Source organism: Alcaligenes sp. PF14, from assembly GCF_037150615.1.
Classification (GTDB): Bacteria; Pseudomonadota; Gammaproteobacteria; order Burkholderiales; family Burkholderiaceae_B; genus Alcaligenes; species Alcaligenes phenolicus.
In genome coordinates this window covers 111305-129040 of record NZ_JBAGRS010000002.1, presented here as the reverse complement: position 1 = coordinate 129040, position 17736 = coordinate 111305, and the positions used below count along the sequence as shown (strand labels likewise).

Here is a 17736-nt window from a genome sequence, read left to right as displayed (position 1 = left end):
TTTACTCCAGAATAATAGATACGGTTTTACTGCGCTCTTTGCTTAGGTTCTCGGCACATTCAAGCAAATCATCAAATATAAAATCATCTATCTTGTGATGCTGCTGAAAGTCCTTAAGTAGTGTCCACTTGATTCCCGCGACTTGCCCATCTCCTAGAGCCACCATCAAAAGTTCAAATAAAACAGCCTTAGGAACAGCTGGGATATCAAACTTCCTACCACCAACAATATTTTTAAAAACCTTACTGGCAGCCTGTAAGCGAACCTCTGGTTTTTCTACCATAGAGATAGGAAATTCTTTCAACGCTTCAATCAATAAATCATGAACTTGTGCTGATGAATCCATTTCCCTGAAACCAAATCCATCTGTCATTCCTGCAAAGATTTCAAGTTCATCAATAATTTCCTGCTCATTTTCACTTTCTACAATAGAGAGAACATCCAAATTAGTTCCCGCCTTAATTTCGTTGGATGGCTTACCATCCCAGAGCAGTGGCTTGTCGCACAAAACCAAAAGTTTAGCCATCTTTAACAAATATTTTCTATCGTCACTACCAAGCAGCTTATAAAACATAGAGCCTCTCAACCCAGTTCAACAACTCATTCAAAGAAAACAATAAACCTACAAAAAAAGCGGTTTATCAGATGCCATAAAATCGTTAAATTCAGCCTGGCTTTCAAACTGAATCTGCTTTCCAAGCAAGGTAGCGTAATGATTTACCGCCACTGCAATTGCATCCACTCCTGTTTCACTTACGCTTCCGATTAGTCCAACAAACTGGATCGTCTCTTTCTGTAACTGGGGGATCTCCCGGCCCATGAATGCAAGCAGGCTCTCCCGTTCAAGGGTAATTCGCTCACGCGCAGCCGCCTCTGCCAAACGCACCCGATTCAAATGCGTACGGGAACGCTCAAGATCTCGAGCAGCCTCCAATGCACTTTGATAAAAAATGGACGACAAGGTACAACCAATCATCGAGCCAATTGCTGCGCCCACAATAGGGATAGGTATCGCTATTTGCCCGACAGCCGCCATCATGCTTGCGGACAACATCCCCGACCCTTTCTCACCAACCTCTGACAAAAACTGAGCCTCATTAATTTCGCCGCTTACATAGCGTTTAACGGAAGCCCCTAGTGAAACGCAGATATCCATAACCAAGGCAGGTGCGCCGGTAGTTGCCAACTGACGCACGTATTTACTCTGAGCTTGCTGCATCCCCCCTTTGATCGCGGCCCCGGTAAAACTAGTGGCATAGCCTACTGCACCTGCTCTCAAGGCATCTTTGCTCACATCTTTAAACACGTCTGCCAGATCTTTCTCTCCTTGAGCCACTTTAAAAAAATTACTCAACAAGGAAATACTGACCCCTAATGCAGCACCGATTCGAGCCCCCTCTAGCCCTGCATGATGCGAGGTACGCCCAATATCCAACAATGTGGCGATTTCAGGGTGCTCACGATAATAAATAGCCTCTTGAGTCGTAAGGCCACTATCTCGAACATTTTCCGCCAGCCTCTCATAATTTTTAGCCTCTTCATTTAGAGTCTGCGCTGCTTGTAAATTGCCGCTTGCCTCAGCCTTGAGAGCATTTGCACGACGCTGCGCAGCCTGCTCCAAGCAGTAATCAGCAGCAGACTGAGGCTGAAAGCTAGGCGAAGAGCCACGCTTCTCAAGCAAATCAGCTTTTTCAAACAATTCTTTCACACTCTCCGAGTGTCCTGAATCAGTGCCAAGCGCCTTTGCTCGTGCTCTTAGCTGCTTGGCCTGCTCCAACAAATGGCTGCGATCTCCCTGGAACTGCTCTGAGGGTAATTCCAATAAAACACCACGATATCGAGCAAACTCACCTTTTTCGCGCGCAATACTATCCAGCAATTTATCCCGGTTACCAACAAACTTCATTTGAGCCTGCGAACCATCCACAACTTTGCCATCGAGTATCCGAACTCGATCAACAACATTGTGATTTGCTCCATACTGAGGCAGATCATCGGTACGCGAGGTGCGCACCCTTGATTTTTTAACAATTGCATCCGCATTATCTCGACTGGTTACGGCAACCTCTGCACTGAAACCAGCTTGCTGTCGAATATTTTGGTTCGCATACACAGGGTTTTCATTAACTTTGGAATTGGAAATGCCCGCCAATCCCTTAGCTAAGCGTTGCCCAGTTTCCTGATCTACACCGGTATATCCCTTTATATATTCAGCATTAGCACTGCCAAATCGTTGCACCACCTCATTAGCGGCCATCGCCACCGTCGTTCGATCTGCTTCCCGCACTTTCCGCTCATGCTCAATGAGAGCCTCACGGATGTCCGGCTGGAACTTGCTGGAACTCATAAAATCTCCTGAAACGCACTCAAAAAGTACTCGGCCTTTCATACAAACAAGACATATCATCTACCCTACTCATGATCTTTTCGACCCAATGGCTGGGATGATGGACACGAATTTTTTCGCCCAAGCCAAACACCCACCATAAGGTTTCTAGGTCATCTGGAACCTGAACGGAAAGCCGCTCCCAATCAGAACCATCAAGTTGATTTAATTTCTGACCAGTTGCTAATGGGGTCTCTCGCAACAGCCAAGCAACATCTGCGGCAACATCTGCCACCAACTGCACAGGCATCACGGGAGCAGGGTTATTAAACCCACCACATGAAATATAACGATCCAGATCGAACCCTGATGGATCGCAGGAGCCGACATCTAAACAGTTAGCCTTATCTATACGATGCAAGGCAAACTGTCGTACATCACAATACCCATCCACTACACCAAGCAAATAACTGACGGAATGGCGGGACACTAACGCCGCAGGGTGAAGAACAAAGACTTTATGCTCCCTTTTACTACGACTTAAATAGTGAATCTCCAGCTGCTTTTGCTCTAATAAAGCAATGGAAACACACTCCCATACAGCAACAGACACATCAGCCTGCTTCAACTCCTTTCCATTAGGAATGGCTCTCACCCTCTCGGCCCAACGTATAAGTCCGTTATTTTTAAAACCCGAAATTTGCCGCTGCGCCAGGTCAAAATGTGGTGCTAATAAACTAAAAACACTGTGCGGCATGACCTTTTTGAGCTGGTTTTGCGCCATAACGAGTGCCAATGCAGTCGGCGTATCCAACGCAGGAAAAGCGAAATTAGGGGAATCTTTTGCAAAACTCCAACGATAAGGCCGCTGACTTTCATCACACTGCAAAGGAAAATCCATTGAAAGCCGTCCTGTTAGATCACGCTGCAAACTACGCATATCAATAACAAAGCCCTCTGCTCTCAAATAGCCCAGCAACTCTGTCGTTGAAATACTCCTAGGCGCCCGAGGAATTAATCTCAGCATAGCCAAATGCCTAAAGAGCCTATCCTTAGGAACAGACATCGTTAAGTCCCAGAGTTCGCATGCTGCCTCCACTTAAATCTTCGACAGACCTTGTAACACTTATTTCAAGACTCGTGAACGGGGGAAAGCTCTGGATTTCGGGTTTCCGCACTTACGAATTACTGCACCTTCTTTCATTCTCCAACTGCCGCTGCAGCTCGCGAATGACACGGCTGTTTTTCATCAATACGGCACCTATAAGCAAACCTATAGAAAAGCAGACAAGATCTTTCATGGCAGAGCCTCCCTTATAGCCAGTTAGACAATTCATCTAGTTAGGCAAATTGTCCCACTAGTACGCGACAATCTATGTCGTATGAAAGCACATCTCCATGACGCTCGAAGGACAGATCAGCCCAACGTGTCGTTGACACTGGCTTACGGAGTTTAGGAATAGCAGGGCAACCAACGATGGGGAACATCCACAATCGAGGAAAAATGCGACGACGACGGCCTCTGGCGGACGTCGTCAAAAGCATATCTACTAATTTTTCTTATTAGCCCTAAAGAGTTTTTTGCCCCGTCCGTTAATGGTGCTGTACAGGAAGAACGCAGTGTGTCGAATGCGCGATCAGCCCCTTGGGGCCTAGCAGAACGCCAACGCTTTCCTGGGCAAAGGGCGAAACCGTTTCGCCGCTCTACTCAACATTGGGAGTTACCATGTCTGTTATCAATACCAACTACCTGGCTCTGGTTTCGCAGAACAACCTGACCAAGTCCCAGAATTCCCTCGGCACCGCGATTGAGCGTTTGTCCTCCGGCCTGCGTATCAACAGTGCAAAAGACGACGCTGCTGGTCAAGCCATCGCTAACCGTTTCACCGCCAACATCAATGGTCTGACACAAGCTTCACGTAACGCGAACGACGGTATCTCCGTTGCTCAGACAACTGAGGGTGCGCTGAACGAAATCAACGAAAACTTGCAGCGTATTCGTACACTGACAGTTCAAGCATCTACTGGCTCTAACTCTGGTTCCGACTTGGATTCTATCCAAGCTGAAATTGGTGAGCGCTTGGCCGAAATTAACCGTATTTCAGAGCAGACACAGTTTAACGGTGTAAAAGTTCTTGCTGGCGATCAAGAGCTGAAAGTACAAGTAGGTGCTCATGATAATGAGACTATCTCGGTCAATCTGAAAGCTATTGACGCAAAAACACTGAAACTGGATCAGTTAAATGTTAGCGGTCTAAAAGCCGAACAAATTAACTCGACTGCGGCAACAGCGGTTAACGTTAAAGTTGGGGTGGCAGTAGCTACAGATGCAGCAGCAACAGCTAAAACAGCAGACGGTTTGTATGCTCTTGCTGATGGCTCTGGTTATGCTGTTAAGGCTGGTGATGGAACATTCAGTAAAGCGACATATGATACTGGAAGCTCTACTTGGACTTGGAACTCAAGTACAGCAGCTAATAATGTAGATGCTTCAGATGTATCAACAGCAGCTAAAGTTACTCAAGCTACTGTTGCAGTTACACCTACTGTAACTGGTACTCAAACAATTCATGCAGTAGAAAATAGCAATACGCATGACTATGTCTTAAAAGAAGGTGGTAAGGTTTTTGCTGTTGAGGTAGCAGCGGACGGAGCTATCACTAAAGGGGCTGAAATTATGACCCCTACAGATGATCCATTGAAAGCTATTGATAGCGCACTATCAAACGTAGACTCCTTGCGTTCTGAGCTGGGTGCTGTACAAAACCGCTTCCAGTCCACAATTGCTAACCTGAACAACACAGTAAACAACTTGTCCGCAGCGCGTTCACGTATCGAAGACGCAGACTACGCTGTTGAAGTGTCCAACATGACACGTGCTCAGATTCTGCAACAAGCGGGTACTTCTGTGTTGGCTCAAGCTAACCAAGTTCCACAAACTGTTCTGTCCTTGCTGCGTTAATCTTAACGATAGCAAAGCTGATCAGATGGGCAACTTAGGTTGCCCAGCAGTAAAAAGCCTCCAAGAACTCTTGGAGGCTTTTTGTTTGTGTAATGAATAGCCCCGGGTTTTGAGGAGGCTCCATTCTTTGAGAAAATGGAGCCACTATGAGCAAGCAAAGCAAGTTTTCCCCTGAAGTCCGTGAACGCGCCATACGCCTGGTGCAGGAGCATCGTGGCGAGTATCCGTCGCTGTGGGCAGCCGTCGAGTCCATTGCGCCGAAGATTGGTTGCGTACCGGCCACGCTGCTGGACTGGGTCAAGCGCAGCGAGATCGACAGCGGCATGCGTGATGGCATGACAACCGGTGAACGCGAGCGCATGAAGGCCCTGGAACGCGAGAACAAGGAACTGCGCCGGGCCAACGAGATCCTGAAGTCGGCCAGTGCTTTTTTCGCCCAGGTGGCGCTCGACCGCGAGCTGAAGAAGTAAACGCCTATATCGACCGGCACCGGGACATCTACGGGGTCGAGCCGATCTGCAAGGTGCTGCAGGTTGCTCCATCGGCGTATCGGCGTTATGCCGCCCGCCAACGACATCCGGAACTGCGCAGTGCGCGCAGCCAGCGCGACGAGGGCTTGATGGCATAGATTCGGCGTGTCTGGCAAGCCAACATGCAGGTCTACGGCGTACGCAAGGTCTGGCATCAACTGCAGCGCGAAGGCATTGCCGTGGCCCGCTGCACGGTCGAACGTCTGATGCGTCGCCTGGGATTGCAGGGCGTGCGTCGGGGCAAGCGGGTGCGCACTACCATTGCCGACGGTTCGCAGGCCTGCCCGCTGGATCGCGTCAATCGCCACTTCCACGCTGACAGGCCCAATCAGTTATGGGTCTCGGACTTCACCTACGTGTCGACCTGGCAAGGCTGGCTGTATGTGGCCTTCGTCATTGATGTATTCGCCCGCCGCATCGTCGGCTGGCGCGTGAGCAACACCATGAGTACAGACTTCGTGTTGGATGCCCTGGAACAGGCCCTGTATGACCGGCGTCCCACCGACACCCTGACTCACCATTCCGATCGAGGATCGCAATACGTGTCCATCCGCTATACCGAACGTCTGGCCGAGGCAGGCATCGAGCCGTCGGTCGGCAGCCGAGGGGACAGCTATGACAACGCCCTGGCTGAAACCATCAACGGGCTGTACAAGGCCGAATTGATCCATCGCCGAGCGCCCTGGAAAACCAGGGCTGCCGTGGAGTTGGCAACGCTGGAATGGGTCGCCTGGTACAACCATCAACGTCTGCTCGGGTCCATCGGGTATATTCCTCCTGCGCAGGCGGAAGAGGCCTACTATCGGACTCAATCTGAATCTATGTCGATCAACGCGTTACTTTAACCAAATAGCCTCCTCGATTCCCGGGGCTATTCAGTTGGGCAACCTAGGTTGCCCAGCAGTAAAAAGCCTCCGAGATTTCTTGGAGGCTTTTTGTTTATACGATCAAAGCAGACTTGCTTAACACTTTAAGACTCTGTTCCCACTGGCTTATCAGCACGCTCAAACCACATATCAAAATTAAGCACGCCCGCTATAACAGAACCTGAAACTCCGCACTATCGGAGATGGCGTCCCATTGATCTTTCGCCAGGCTGGCGCGGATACGGGCGACGGCCTGGCTGCGTAGTTGAGACACGCGGCCTTCGGTCACTCCCAGCACCAAGGCGATTTCTTTCTGGTTCAGGTCTTGCTCGAATTGCAGGGCAAAAAGCAGCTTTTCGCGTTCGGGCAGGTGGTCGATGGCGGTAATCAAGGCTTGCCGCAAACCCTGGGAGGTCAGCAGGTTCAGGGGATTATCGAAGTACGCCTGTTCGCGCGTGCTGTCTTCCAGAAACTCCAGCGCATCGGCGGCAGGATCGGCATGGCGTTTCAGGTCTTCGTAGTGAATTACCTGCACTCCGACTGCCTCATCCAGCAGTTCGTAGTAATCGTCCATGCTCATGGACAGGGCTTCGGCAATTTCCGGCTCGGTAGGCTCGCGCAGCAGTTCCTGACGCAAGGCGCTGACGGCCACTTCGATCTGGCGTGCTTTGGTACGCACGCTGCGCGGCAGCCAGTCCTGGCTACGCAGTTCGTCCAGCATGGCACCGCGAATCCGAGTGACGGCGTAGGTCTCGAACTGGGCCTCGGCCACGACCTGGTAACGGCGTACGGCATCAAGCAAACCCATCATGCCGGCTTGCATCAGGTCATCCAGCTCAACACTAGGGGGCAGGCGCGACACGAGCTGGAGCGCTTGGCGGCGCACCAATGGGGCGTACTGCTCAACCAAGACGTCTTCTGAACGAGGCATGGACAGGCAAGAATCCGGACAATAAAGATTGAGCTATTTTGCCTGCCCGCCCTGCCCGACAGTCCCCAAATCAAACAGTCTTTCGCCATCTTGTTCAGGCTTTAAACGGGCCTGACCGGACCTAAAACCAAAATACCTCCTAAAGATACGCGCGTAGGTGCCGTAATTGGAGCGTTACAGGTGCCAAGCCCCCCCCCCATCGAGCAGGCCTGCCACCAAGCCCCTTCTGGAGTGATGTCATGATCAACTCAGTTTCATCTCAAACGACGGCCTTGGTGCCCCTAGCCTCCCCTGTGGAGCAAAACCCCGGCACCCCTATACCTTCGGCAGCCACCACGGTGACTCCCATCAAGGAAAGCAGTACCGATACCCAGTTGCAGCAACGCTGGCCCGATAAACGCGAACCCGTGCCCGGCATAGTGAACACGCTGAACGACACCCTGGACAAGATCAACAACTCCCTGCAGGCCTGGTCCACTGGCATTCGCTTCAATATGGACGATGAGGCCCAGCGTCTGGTGGTCTCGATTGTGGACAACTCGACCGGGGAGGTACTGCGCACAGTCCCTTCTGACGCGGTGATCCAGATTGCCAAGATGATCGTTCAGTTGCAGGGCAACCAAGTCAGCGTGAAAGCTTAAAAAGCAAACTGGCCTCGAAACGTCCCATTGACATGGGCTTTGTGCGCGGCACATTCGCGACAAAATAGGACACTAAAGGAGTATTGAATATGGCTATTTCTGCAATTGGCGTAGGCTCGGGCCTGAAGCTGGACGAACTACTGGAAGATCTGCGCAAGACGGAAAAGAAGAGCCTTGTTGTCATTCAGAACCGCCAGGTTGCCAATACCAACAAGATTTCGGCCTATGGTCAGCTAAAAAGTGGTCTGTCTGAACTGCAAGCTGCTGCCAAAAAACTGAACTCCGAAGATTTGTATGGTGCCGTCAAAACGACTGCCAATAGCGAAGACGTGAAAGTTTCCGGCACAGCTAAAGCCGTGCCTGGTCAATACGTCATCGAAGTAAGTAACTTGGCTACCCGACAAACACTGACCGCCGCAGCACACACTTCTCGTGACACCGCCCTAGGCACAGACGGCAAGATTACCGTCACATTAGCCAATGGTAAGGAGCATACTCTGGATATGACCGGCAAGGACACGTCCTTGCAAGGGGTAATGAACGCGATCAATGCCGATGCTAAGCTGGGCATAAAAGCCACTATCATTAATACCGGAGCCGCTGACGAGCCTTACCGATTGCAATTATCGGCTACCGACACTGGTAAGGCTGCTTCTGTTGCCTCGATCAACGTGGACGGCAACGAAGACTTAAGCAAACTGCTGAACTTTAACCCCAGCCACGCAACCACAAGCGGCCCTAAAGAAGTAGCAGCGGTAAACGCTGAGCTAACCGTGAACGGTATTAAGATCAGCAGCGAAAGCAACACATTGAACGACACTATTGAAGGCCTGGAAATTACGCTGAACAAAGCAAGTTCCGAAGCCATCAATATTGACGTCAGCAAAGACGATAGCAAGGCTTCCGAGGCTATCAAAGAATACGTTGCGGCCTACAACAAGTTCAATAAATCCATTCGCTCGCTAACCGCCTATAACCCTGACCTGAAGCAGGGCTCGGCCCTGACAGGCGATTCCTTGGCCCGTGAAGCCCAAAACGCAATGCGAGAAGCCATTTTGGGCCATGTAAGCGGAGACGGCGAAGTACGGACTCTGATTGGTCTTGGCATTAACCTTGACCCCAAAACTGGTGAGTTGCAGATTGATGACAAGAAGCTGGACGCCGCCTTGAAAAACAATATGGCTGACGTCCAGAAGATGTTTGTCGGCGAACAGGCCATAGCAGGTCGCGTCCAAAAAGCAGCAGAAGATTTTGTCAAAAAGGGCGGACGCATTGACAAGGCCCAGGAAGGCGCCGAAAAAATCGGCAAAACCCTGCAGGATCAGTACGATAACGCCGACAAACGCATCGAAGAAAAAATGGAAGCCTACCGCAAGCAATTCGTGCAGTTGGACGTCATGATCAACCGCATGCAAGGCACCAGCAATTACCTAAGCCAGCAACTGTCCATGCTGGGCAATATGAACAGCAATAAATAACCCCCTATGAGCTATCCTGCCCCTTCCCGTCGCTTTGGCCAACAATCGGTTCGCGCCTACGCTCAAGTAGGTCTGGAAACCGAGGTCTTGAGCGCGAGCCCCGAACATCTGATTACCCTGTTATTTAACGGTGCTCGCACCGCCATGCTGCAAGCGCGCTTGCATATGGAACAGGGCAATATTGCCGGGCGGGGGCAATCACTATCGAAGGCTATTGATATTGTCGATAGCGGCCTGAAAATGGCGGTCGATACCGAAAAGGGCGGAGAGCTGGCCCGCAATCTGGTCGCTACCTATGACCTGATTTTGCACAATCTGATGCTGGCCAACCTTCGCAATGACGCGGAAAAGCTGACGCTGGCCGAGCGTTTGCTGACCGATATTGCCGATGCCTGGCGCAGCAATGTTGATACCCAACGTGCCAAGCAGCCAGCTTGACTCCGGGGCTCGCGGGACAGGTTCTGTTCCTGACCTGCACCTCCAACCTCCTTTGCGCCTTTAGCGCCTGGTACGAACATGAGCGATACCTCTAACCCGATCGTCGATCAATATCAAATTATCGCCAGCATCACCCGTCACATGCTGGAGCTTGCCCAAACGGCTCGCTGGGAGGATGTGTTTGAACAATCCGAACACTATCAACTCGCCGTGGAAAAGCTCAAGAACATGGAAGACCTGTCTATTACTGAAAAACAGGCACGCCGTCAGTTGCTGACCCAAATTCTGGAGGACGACGCCCAGATCCGCCATCTGGCCACCCCCGAACTGGGGCGTCTGGGTGCACTGCTGGGCAATATGAAGCGCCAGCAAACCGTGTTGCAAGCGTATTACAACCCTAGCGTTCATCCATGAGCATAGGCGGCCCCTCCCCCTTGGGGACGCTGCTCATTCAACGGCTTGATGCCGTTCTGGGTATCAGCACTGGACAGCAAAGCAATATCGCCACAGGCGCCCGACCGGACGCCATCAGCCAGACACCGGGCAGCCAGCGCCCCGAGCGCGCCGAAAACCAAACGGCTCGTGATCAACGCCAAAGCGTAGATCAAGCCCGCGCCCACACCCAGGGTCGCGATAGCTGGAACATCCGCACACAAAGCGGACAAACCTCGACCGACCCGGCTCTGAATGCTCGTGGCCCCAATACGGCCACCACCAGCTCGGCCCCCACAACCCTGGGGCGCACTGCCCAATTGATCCTGTCCTTGCTGGAGCGCTTTCCGGATCGTGCCCCTGCCATCCAGGGGAGACAGGCCTTGTTACCTGGCCGCCCCACGATGCAGGCGGACGGCAAGGAGCCCACGCGTCCCGGCAGCGATACCCAGACGGCGGGGCGGGCAGGCACAGCACAGAATACCGCCAGCACAATCGCCACCGTGGCTCAGCAGCGCCTGCCCTTGCCCGGTAGCACAGCAACAAGCGGCGCAAACGCGGGCTCTGCCAGTGCAATGACAACAGGCAGCAGTGCTGTGGGAACAGGCACTGCGACCAGCGGCGCCGCAACCCAAAGCCCCTTGCCTACAGGCAGCACGGCTGCTCTGGCCCAGCATTTCAGCCAGGCTTTGCCCCAGGCCTTGCAACAAAGCGGGCTATTCTACGAGTCTCATCTTAGTGATCTGCACTTTGGGCAACGCAGCGTTGGCGAATTACAGCAAGAGCCGCAAAACCTGAATCGCCCCGCGGCCGAAACACATACCAGCACAAGCCAGAATCCTCAGGCCCAGGCCAGCACCCAGGACCCGGCCAATAGCCTGCTGGTGCGTCAGCAACTGGATACGCTGGCCTACCAGAACCTGCAATGGCAAGGTCAGGCCTGGCCGGATGCCGACATGAACTGGAGTGTGCAACGTCACCAGGCGCAGTCAGAGGACGAAACCGAACATTGGTCCAGTACCCTGCAACTGGACCTGCCCACGCTGGGGCCGATCACCCTACGGCTCAACCTCCTGAACCAGCAATTGCTGGTCCATATTCAGGCCGATCAATCCGCCCCTTATCTGGACGAGAACAGCCTGCCCTTGCGCGAACGTCTGCAAGACCAGGGCCTGATCCTGAGCCAATTGCAGATTGAAGCCGACCCGACCCTGCCGCAGGACCTGCCCGATGAGTCATGACTCCCCCTCCCGTCGCCCGCAGGCCCTGGCCTTGCGCTACGAGCCCAAAGACGGGGCCCCGCGTGTCGTTGCCAAAGGCTACGGCACCTTGGCCGAAAAAATTGTCGAGACCGCCCGCGAGCACGGTCTGTACGTACACGAGTCCCCCGAACTGGTCGGCCTGCTGATGCAGGTGGATCTGGACCGTCATATCCCCCCTCAGCTCTATCAAGCCGTGGCTGAATTGCTGGCCTGGCTCTACGCCCTGGAACAAGGCCATCCCCAGGCCACACAAGCCTTGCAGGCTTTGCACGACGCCCCAAAAACTTGAGCCTGCTATTTATAAGGGCTGAAAAGCCCCTGTTTTTGGGCTTAGATACCCTGCTTAGCCTCGCGTTCTAAACGTTACATTAAGCACGGCAAGCTGCCCGCACCTGTGCGCGTGGCCCATCCTGACTTTCTGGCAAGCGAATATGTCGATTTCCAATCTCTCCAGCATTGAAAACCTTTTGGCCCAGATGCGCGCAGTTGCGCAAGCGGCCGGGGCTTCCAGTTCTGTGTCCTCCTCGGCCAGCAGCGCCGCTCCCGGTGGTTTTGCCGCCGAGCTGGCCCGCTCTTTGAACCGGGTTTCCCAGGCGCAGAATGAGGCCAATGCCCAGGCTCAGGCCTTTGAAATGGGCGAGCCCGGAATTTCCTTGAACGACGTGATGATTGACCTGCAAAAAGCCAGCGTTGGCTTTCAGGCCACCGTCCAGGTACGCAACCGCTTAGTGGCCGCCTACCAAGAAATTGCCAGTATGCCGGTATAAGCGCCTGATTCTTTCATGCCCGCCGCCCTTTCCTTAATGCTGCCTGAGCACGTCCTGATTTGAACTCCCCTGATTCCATGCAGAACCCTGCCTCTGCCTCACCCATGAGTCAGACAGCACAGTTGCTGAACAAACTTCCTGGCTACGACACACTGCGCGCCTTGCCCAAGGTAGCGCTGATCGGGCTGGGTGCCGCACTGATTGCTCTGATTGTCGCCCTCTTGCTGTGGAGCCGCGGCCCTACCTACCAGGTACTGTTCTCCAATCTGGACGACCGCGATGGCGGTGCGATTGTCTCGGCCCTGGGCCAGATGAACGTGCCCTACCAGTTCAACAGCAACGGTACCGCCATTTTGGTGCCGCAAGATCGTGTGCATGATGTGCGCATGCAAATGGCCTCGCAAGGCTTGCCGCGCAGTGGCAATGCCGGTTTCGAGCTGCTGGATCAAAGTCGCTTTGGCGCCAGCCAGTTCACCGAGCAAGTCACCTATCAGCGCGCCCTGGAAGGCGAGCTGGCCAATTCCATCAAGGCCGTGCATGCCGTCAAGGAAGCGCGCGTTCACCTGGCCATGCCGCGTGAAACCTTGTTTGTACGTGACCGCCAGTCTCCGACCGCTTCGGTAGTGCTGTCGCTGTATCCGGGCCGCGACCTGAGCGAAGGCCAGGTTTCCGCCATCAGCTGGCTGATCTCCTCCAGCGTGCCCAATCTGCAAGCCGACAAGGTGTCCATCATTGACCAGAATGGCCGCTTGCTAACCGCCCCCACTGGCGAGATGGGTGCTGATAATCAGCAGCGCAATTTTGTAAACGATATTGAATACCGAGCCGTCCAGCGCATCCTGACCTTGCTGAACCCCTTGGTCGGTGCTGGCAACGTCCGCGCCCAGGTGACGGCTGAAGTGGACTTTTCGCGCCGCGAGCAGACGTCCGAGGTCTACAAGCCCAATCAGCAACCCGGTCAGGCCGCGGTACGCAGCCAGCAGACCAGCTCTTCCTTGCAACGCAACCCGCAGCAGCCCCAGGGCGTGCCCGGTGCCTTGAGCAATCAGGCTCCCAACAATGCCACCGCCAATCTGGTCAACCCGCCTGCTGCGCCAAATCAGCCCCAAGCCCCGACTGCTCCGGCAATTGAGCCGGCCAATGCCGCCGCACAAACCGCCAACGCCGCAAACGCTGCAGCGGCCGGTACAGACCCTTCACTGGTGTCCCTGGCCGAACAGGCCCGCTTGCTGCAAAACACCGGCAATGCGCGTAACGACTCCACCGTGAACTACGAAGTGGATCGCACCATCAGCCACGTCAAAGGTCCTTTGGGTCAGCTAAGCCGCCTGTCGGTAGCCGTGGTGGTGAACTATCGCAATACGGACAAGGACCAACAGCCGCTGGAGCAGGAAGAACTGGACAAGATCCGCGATCTGGTCAAACAAGCCGTCGGTTACTCGGCTGATCGAGGCGATAGCCTGAGCGTGGTGAACGGACAGTTCAACGAACAAGGCGATATTGATACCCCCTTCTGGAAAAATCCGGAGTACCGCGAGCTCGCTATGGAACTGGTCAAGTATCTGGTCTTTGCATTCATTCTGTTCATGGCATGGCGCATCGTCATCAACCCCATCATCCAGGGCCTGATCCAGGCCAAGGCGGTGGCTGACGCCCGCGTCGAGCGCCAGAAAGAAGAATCTGCTCGCGAACAGGCTGCTGAACAACGTGCCGCCGAAATGAGCCGCTACGAAGAGAATCTGAACACCGCCCGCACGATGGCTCACGATGACCCACGTGCCGTGGCTATGGTGTTGCGCTCCTGGTTAAACAAAGATGAAAAAAATGAAAACGGCTAAACCGGACGATTCCATCGAACGCAGTGCGATTTTGATGATGTCCTTGGGGGAAGATGCCGCCGCCGAGGTGTTTCGCCACCTCTCGCCTCGTGAGGTGCAGCAGCTCAGTACCGCCATGGCGTCCCTGAAGCAACTGACCCGTGCCGATATGGACGCAGCTCTGGAGAGCTTTCGCCAGGAGGCCGACCAGTTCATGGCGGTGGCACTGGACTCCAACGCCTATATCCGCTCCGTACTGAACAAGGCGCTGGGCTCGGACCGAGCCGCTGGCCTGATCGAAGACTTGCTGGAAAACAGCGAAGGCTCCAGCAGCGGTATTGATGCCCTGAACTGGCTGGATGCCTCCAGCGTGGCCGAGCTGATTGCCGACGAACACCCCCAAATTATTGCCACCATTCTGGTGCATCTGGAGCGTGATCGCGCCGCCGACATTCTGGGCTACATTCCGGATCGTTTGCGCGATGATGTGGTCCTGCGTATTGCTACTTTTGGCGGCGTACAGCCCACGGCCCTGAACGAGCTGACCGAAGTGTTGAACGGCATGCTATCGGGCCAGGGTGCCAAACGCAGCAAGATGGGTGGTCCACGCACGGCAGCCGAGATGCTGAACTACATGAACGCCAGCCTGGAAGAGTCCGTCCTGACCAGTCTGCGCGGCATGGACGCCGACCTGACTCAGCGCATCGTGGACGAGATGTTCGTGTTCGAGAACCTGGCCGATGTGGAAGACATTGCCATTCAGCTGCTGCTCAAGGAAATCGAGACCTCTGCATTGACGATTGCCCTGAAAGGCGCGCCCGAAGAGTTGCGCGACAAGTTCTTCCGCAATATGTCCAACCGTGCTGCCGAAATGCTGCGCGAAGACATCGACGCCCAAGGCCCGATCCGCATGTCCAAGGTGGAACAGGAACAGAAAGCCATTGTGCAGGTGGCCCGTCGCCTGGCCGAAGCCGGTCAGATTACGCTGGGTGGCCTGAGTGGGGACGAGTATGTCTAAGACGGCCTCGTTTGGGCAGCTCCTGCCCGTCCAAGCCGTTATTCGCTTGTGCCCAGGCACGAACCGCCTGCGCGGGAGCCTGTAAATGTCCAGCCACCGTAAAGCCTCGGCCTACTCGGAACTTCAGGAAAGCTGGAGCCGCTGGCAAATGCAGGGGCTGGATGATCCTGTCGTCGCCCCGGAACCGGAAGAGCCCGAGTTCGTCCCTCCTACCCCGGAAGAACTGCAGCGCGATCTGGAAAACCAGCGCAGCCAGGCGCAGGAAGAAGGCCATACCCAGGGCTATCAGGCCGGTTACAACCAGGGCCATGCCGCTGGTCTGGCAGCAGGCCAGGAAAGTGGCCATGCCCAAGGCTATGAAGCCGGAATGGCGGCTGGAATGGCCAAGGCACAAGAACAGATTGACCAGTACATCAAGGAATTTGTCGCCTTGAACCAGAACTGCGCCCAGTCCATTGAACTGATGGATCAGGAAATGGGCCAATCCCTGATTCAGCTGGCGACACGTATTGCCGAGCATGTATTGCAAAGCACCATCAAGGCCGAACCCAGCCGCATCCGCGATCTGGTTGCCGAAGTACTGCGTAGTGATCCAGGCGATACCAGCGCCCTGGAACTGAGCTTGCACCCGGACGACATCAGCCTGGTGCGTGAGTTTCTGATTGAACAAGGCGAGCCCCGCGCCTGGCGTCTGCAAGAAGACCCCCAGCTGCAACGCGGTGAATGTCGTGTGCGCTCCAGTTACGGCGATATTGACGCCACCTTTGCCACTCGCTGGAAACGCGCCCTGGCCAGCCTGGGCTTGCCCGTCTCTTCGGAGCCCTGATGGCAACGCCCCTTTTGGCCTCCTCCCCCGAACGCTGGCGCGCCCAGATGCTGTCGGCACAGCAACGGGTCCAGGCCATTGAGCCCTGCTTGCGCAGTGGCCGCGTTGTCCGCGCCACGGGTTTAGTGCTGGAAGCTACAGGTTTGAAGCTGGCTGTAGGAGCCGCTTGTAAAGTGGAATTGTCTGCCGCGCAAAACATCTGGGCCGAAGCCGAGGTTGTAGGGTTTGAAGGCAGATCCTTGTATTTGATGCCCTTGAGCGAAATTTCCGGCCTGCCTCCCGGTGCACGTGTTGTACCGGTTGAAGCTCAATTGCAGCCGCCGGTTCCGCTGCCCGACTCCGATCAACCGGACAGCCTGCCCGCCCAGGCGCGTTCGCGCCATGTCCCGGTCGGCCCCGGCCTGCTGGGTCGCGTTGTCGATGGCAGCGGCAATCCGCTGGACGGTTTGGGCCCGATCGACGCGCAAGCGTGCGTCTCGCTCAGCCACACCACACCCAACCCACTGAAGCGCAGTCCCATCGACACGGTTCTGGACGTAGGAGTACGTGCCATCAACGGTTTGCTGACCGTAGGCCGTGGTCAGCGCATGGGTCTGTTTGCCGGTTCCGGTGTGGGTAAAAGTGTGCTGCTGGGCATGATGGCCCGCTACACCCAAGCCGACATCATTGTCGTGGGCCTGATCGGTGAACGGGGCCGGGAAGTTAAAGAATTTATTGAGCATAATCTGGGCGAAGAAGGCCTGCAACGCTCGGTTGTCGTCGCAGCCCCGGCTGATGTCTCGCCCTTGCTGCGCTTACAAGGCGCGGTGTACGCCACCCGTCTGGCCGAGTTTTTCCGCGATGAAGGCAAGAACGTCTTGCTGATCATGGATTCACTGACGCGTTATGCCATGGCTCAGCGCGAAATCGCCTTGGCAATTGGCGAGCCGCCTGCCACCAAGGGCTACCCTCCTTCCGTATTTGCCAAGCTACCGGCCCTGGTGGAGCGCGCCGGTAACGGTGAACCCAATGCACAAGGCCGTTGCGGCTCGATCACCGCGTTCTACACCGTGCTGACCGAGGGCGACGACCAGCAAGACCCGATTGCCGACTCGGCCCGCGCGATCCTGGACGGTCACATTGTACTGTCGCGCAGTCTGGCGGAAACCGGCCATTACCCGGCCATTGATATCGAAGCGTCCATCTCGCGGGTCATGCCCAGCATTGTGGAGCCAGAACAGATCAAGATGGTGCACCGCTTCAAGGGCCTGCTCTCCAGCTATCAACGCAACCGCGACCTGATTGCCGTGGGCGCCTATACCCGTGGCAATGATCCAGCCATTGATCAAGCCATTGATCGTTTCCCCTGGCTGGAAGCCTATCTGCGCCAGGGCATGCAGCAACGTGTGGACGTGCCACGCGCCTTCGATGAATTGAACGCCGTTCTCAATAGCGAGCAATAG

Annotated in this window: 16 protein-coding genes, 1 pseudogene and 1 other annotated feature; of the genes and pseudogenes, 13 read left to right on the top strand and 4 right to left on the bottom strand. The window is 54.7% G+C overall.

Translation table 11 applies throughout. The features are described 5' to 3' along the window. Window position 1: 1 nt before the first annotated feature. Genes WFM49_RS04650 through WFM49_RS04640 form a run of 3 tightly spaced genes read right to left on the bottom strand, consistent with a single transcriptional unit; the run spans window position 2 to window position 3353 of the window. On the bottom strand, window positions 2-574 hold the full coding sequence (locus tag WFM49_RS04650; RefSeq protein WP_336971993.1) for a hypothetical protein: 573 nt from the start codon (window positions 572-574) through the stop codon (window positions 2-4). Between the two features lie 48 nt (window positions 575-622). Continuing rightward, window positions 623-2347, bottom strand: coding sequence for a hypothetical protein (locus tag WFM49_RS04645; protein ID WP_336971991.1), 1725 nt, complete (start codon window positions 2345-2347; stop codon window positions 623-625). A gap of 19 nt (window positions 2348-2366) precedes the next feature. Next, entirely contained in the window at window positions 2367-3353 is a 987-nt protein-coding gene (locus WFM49_RS04640) for a helix-turn-helix transcriptional regulator (RefSeq protein WP_336971989.1), read from the bottom strand. 699 nt (window positions 3354-4052) lie between these two features. Between WFM49_RS04640 and WFM49_RS04635 the strand changes: the two genes are divergently transcribed. Next, window positions 4053-5288: a FliC/FljB family flagellin gene (locus tag WFM49_RS04635; protein WP_336971987.1), complete on the top strand. Its 1236-nt coding sequence runs from the start codon at window positions 4053-4055 to the stop codon at window positions 5286-5288. Between the two features lie 146 nt (window positions 5289-5434). Then, window positions 5435-6663: pseudogene (locus tag WFM49_RS04630) on the top strand (IS3 family transposase). Further along, window positions 5713-5829, top strand: a sequence feature (AL1L pseudoknot). Its footprint overlaps the pseudogene before it by 117 nt. 190 nt (window positions 6664-6853) lie before the next feature. On the opposite strand, the gene WFM49_RS04625 reads toward WFM49_RS04630, so the two are convergent. Continuing rightward, on the bottom strand, window positions 6854-7615 hold the full coding sequence (locus tag WFM49_RS04625; RefSeq protein WP_336971985.1) for an RNA polymerase sigma factor FliA: 762 nt from the start codon (window positions 7613-7615) through the stop codon (window positions 6854-6856). Between the two features lie 239 nt (window positions 7616-7854). Between WFM49_RS04625 and WFM49_RS04620 the strand changes: the two genes are divergently transcribed. The 11 genes from WFM49_RS04620 to fliI all read left to right on the top strand — a co-directional run bounded on the left by WFM49_RS04620 (window position 7855) and on the right by fliI (window position 17736). After that, window positions 7855-8256 carry a flagellar protein FlaG gene (locus WFM49_RS04620; RefSeq protein WP_336971982.1) on the top strand — a complete coding sequence of 134 codons (402 nt, stop codon included), beginning with the start codon at window positions 7855-7857 and terminating at the stop codon, window positions 8254-8256. 89 nt (window positions 8257-8345) lie between these two features. Next, window positions 8346-9734, top strand: coding sequence for a flagellar filament capping protein FliD (gene fliD / locus WFM49_RS04615; RefSeq protein ID WP_336971979.1), 1389 nt, complete (start codon window positions 8346-8348; stop codon window positions 9732-9734). Window positions 9735-9740: 6 nt separating this feature from the next. Then, window positions 9741-10172 (top strand): flagellar export chaperone FliS, encoded by a 432-nt coding sequence (gene fliS / locus WFM49_RS04610; protein WP_026484537.1) that lies wholly within the window; start codon window positions 9741-9743, stop codon window positions 10170-10172. A gap of 78 nt (window positions 10173-10250) precedes the next feature. Beyond that, complete coding sequence (locus WFM49_RS04605) at window positions 10251-10586, top strand: flagellar protein FliT (protein ID WP_115634934.1); 336 nt, start codon at window positions 10251-10253, stop codon at window positions 10584-10586. Beyond that, a complete protein-coding gene (locus WFM49_RS04600; protein ID WP_336971975.1) occupies window positions 10583-11845 on the top strand; it encodes a flagellar hook-length control protein FliK in 1263 nt (420 codons plus the stop codon). Before WFM49_RS04605 ends, WFM49_RS04600 begins: the two co-directional genes overlap by 4 nt. Continuing rightward, window positions 11835-12155, top strand: a complete 321-nt coding sequence (locus tag WFM49_RS04595; protein ID WP_115634930.1) for an EscU/YscU/HrcU family type III secretion system export apparatus switch protein — start codon at window positions 11835-11837, stop codon at window positions 12153-12155. Before WFM49_RS04600 ends, WFM49_RS04595 begins: the two co-directional genes overlap by 11 nt. A 142-nt stretch (window positions 12156-12297) precedes the next feature. Then, the gene (fliE, locus tag WFM49_RS04590; protein ID WP_009458068.1) at window positions 12298-12633 is read left to right on the top strand and encodes a flagellar hook-basal body complex protein FliE; all 336 of its coding nucleotides are present in this window, start codon (window positions 12298-12300) and stop codon (window positions 12631-12633) included. Between the two features lie 104 nt (window positions 12634-12737). Next, window positions 12738-14471 carry a flagellar basal-body MS-ring/collar protein FliF gene (gene fliF / locus WFM49_RS04585; protein ID WP_336971972.1) on the top strand — a complete coding sequence of 578 codons (1734 nt, stop codon included), beginning with the start codon at window positions 12738-12740 and terminating at the stop codon, window positions 14469-14471. After that, window positions 14458-15468 carry a flagellar motor switch protein FliG gene (gene fliG / locus WFM49_RS04580; RefSeq protein ID WP_009458072.1) on the top strand — a complete coding sequence of 337 codons (1011 nt, stop codon included), beginning with the start codon at window positions 14458-14460 and terminating at the stop codon, window positions 15466-15468. Before fliF ends, fliG begins: the two co-directional genes overlap by 14 nt. 85 nt (window positions 15469-15553) lie before the next feature. After that, the gene (fliH, locus tag WFM49_RS04575) at window positions 15554-16294 is read left to right on the top strand and encodes a flagellar assembly protein FliH (protein ID WP_021446819.1); all 741 of its coding nucleotides are present in this window, start codon (window positions 15554-15556) and stop codon (window positions 16292-16294) included. Continuing rightward, window positions 16294-17736 (top strand): flagellar protein export ATPase FliI, encoded by a 1443-nt coding sequence (gene fliI / locus WFM49_RS04570; protein WP_021446820.1) that lies wholly within the window; start codon window positions 16294-16296, stop codon window positions 17734-17736. Before fliH ends, fliI begins: the two co-directional genes overlap by 1 nt.